This window comes from Acinetobacter sp. 18QD2AZ41W (assembly GCF_009829025.1).
GTDB classification, from domain to species: domain Bacteria; phylum Pseudomonadota; class Gammaproteobacteria; order Pseudomonadales; family Moraxellaceae; genus Acinetobacter; species Acinetobacter pseudolwoffii.
On record NZ_WURP01000049.1, the window covers coordinates 1 to 1,994 of the forward strand.

A 1,994-nucleotide genomic window follows, 5' to 3' on the forward strand; every position below is an offset into this window, starting at 1 on the left:
TCTGCTTTGATCTCATCCACACATTTTTTAATGACTTGATAGGATGGGTATAGAGTCTGGTATTGCTTGGCTTTGGCCGGATGTTTTTGTTGGTACTGCTTCCAGGCATGTTCTTTAAACTTTTCATTTTCCAATAAATCCTTCACACCATGTTTTTTCTGGTGTTCATGCTGACCTTTCAGCTTTTTGTGTTCCTGGTAAATCGCATCACGTTGGGCTTCCCAGGCTTTTTTTCCAAACAGTAAGGGTTTGTTCTGGGTTAATTCGTGGTGTTGATCGACTAGGCTTTGCAATTTGTCATGACTTTGCTTGAGTCCGCTTTTCACGATCTCCTGGGCAAGCTGCTGATTGAACTCGTTTTGATGTTTGTGGTGCTTGGTCAGGTTTATTTCGGCTTGTTTTAGATTGCGCTGGATAAAATCCAGGTCTAGATTCGCGTCTTTTACGCTGATTTCGCGTTTTAGCACTTTGCCAAGGGTTTCCCTCTGTTTTTCTTCAAATAGGGCTTTTTCGTCAATTGGTGGCGTTTTAGCGCTATTTTTGATTTGGATCTGCTGTTCAGTTTTCAGTGTGCTGAGTTTTATCTCATTTTCAGCAATCAGCAGATCCATATTTTTGCCGTATTGCAGCTGAGCCTGATTTCTCTGTTTGATTTCATCATTGCTGCGGCTGATTTCGGTCTCAATCCCTTTTCGGCGTAGTTCGGTGACTTTCGGTCCTTCGTGCAGGGTCGCTTCCAGGCCATTCTCCTGGTCTTTGTAGCTGCGGTGGTCGACTCGGGCGGTGTATCCGGCTAGATCCAGGTGCATATTGCAGATATCGGCAAAGTGTTCGCGCCAGTGTTCAATTTCTCCACTGTGTTTCTGATCCAGTTCCCGGGTTTTCTCAGTAAAACCTTCCGGAGTGAGCTTACGTGTGCTCATCAGGATATGCGCGTGATAATTGCGTTCATCGCTGCCGGATCCAGTATGCGGTGCATGGATACAGGCATCGACGGCCACCTGATGTCTGTCTACGATACTGGCGCATAGTTCTTCGAGCATGGCCAGGCGTTGTTCCTGATTTAATTCACTTGGAAAAGCGATTTCAAATTCCCGGGCAACTGTCGAGTTTTTTCGGGTTTCCCGTTGTTCCACTTCGTTCCAGAGTTTTTCCCGGTTTTTTAAATGCTCTGGTGCGCCTTCGGGTAAATAAATTTCTTTGTATTCCACACCAGTTTTTCGGCGGTAGTCATGTTCTCGGCCTTCACGTTCACAATAGATCTTTTCGCCGGCCCGATAGGCGATTGCAGCAGTGGCGGAACGCCCTGCTGATCGTGCTACGGTTTTGACTGAAAAGTGGTAAATCGCCATGCCTGTTTTTCGCTTTTAAATTTTCACGTCGTGAAATACAACCGTGAATACGGTTGTCGGGGTATTGGGGAGACCCCAATCGTACTTGCAAACGTAGTTTGCATAAGTGCGCTCTTCGAGGAAAACATTACTATACATATAGCACCTTGAATGCAGATTCAAGTGCGCTTATGTTAGGGATGGTTTCCCAGGATGATGGTATTGGATTAATGAGCGTTACTGAAACACTAGACAGCAAAATTAAAGCCCAGGAAGAAAAGCTGAAACAGCTCAAAGCTCAAAGACAGGCAGCACTAGCAAGAGAACGAGCCAAAGAGAAAGAACAGGCTCGAAAGGATGATACCAGACGTAAGATTTTGATCGGATCTTGCATGCTAAAAATCACTGAAGATGATGAACAAGCCAGAGCTAAACTAATTGCTCAGATGGATAAGTATTTAACGGATGAGCGTGACCGAAAGCTTTTTAATCTATAAATTTTGAGAGATGAGTAGTGGAAGATTCAACACTTAATGAGTTAATACGTAATACAGAATTATTCTTTGAACATCACTGGAATGTAGATCTATTAGGAAAGCCTCCTGAATGGTCACCAGTACATTTTAATTTTGGAAAAATTCCTAATTACGATAAACAAGGTGT

Annotated in this window: 2 protein-coding genes; one reads left to right on the top strand and one right to left on the bottom strand. The window is 43.9% G+C overall.

The annotated features are described in order from the left end of the window. The coding region (mobQ, locus tag GVV58_RS15160) for a MobQ family relaxase (RefSeq protein WP_159516859.1) at positions 1-1,352 on the bottom strand (1,352 nt) is incomplete at its 3' end. Between the two features lie 209 nt (positions 1,353-1,561). Between mobQ and GVV58_RS15165 the strand changes: the two genes are divergently transcribed. Then, the gene (locus GVV58_RS15165; RefSeq protein WP_088749624.1) at positions 1,562-1,828 is read left to right on the top strand and encodes a mobilization protein; all 267 of its coding nucleotides are present in this window, start codon (positions 1,562-1,564) and stop codon (positions 1,826-1,828) included. Positions 1,829-1,994 lie beyond the last annotated feature (166 nt).

Coding starts and splice junctions, on each gene's coding strand:
- GVV58_RS15165 (WP_088749624.1), top strand. CDS start 1,562: ATGAGCGTTACTGAAACACTAGACAGCAAAATTAAAGCCCAGGAAGAA.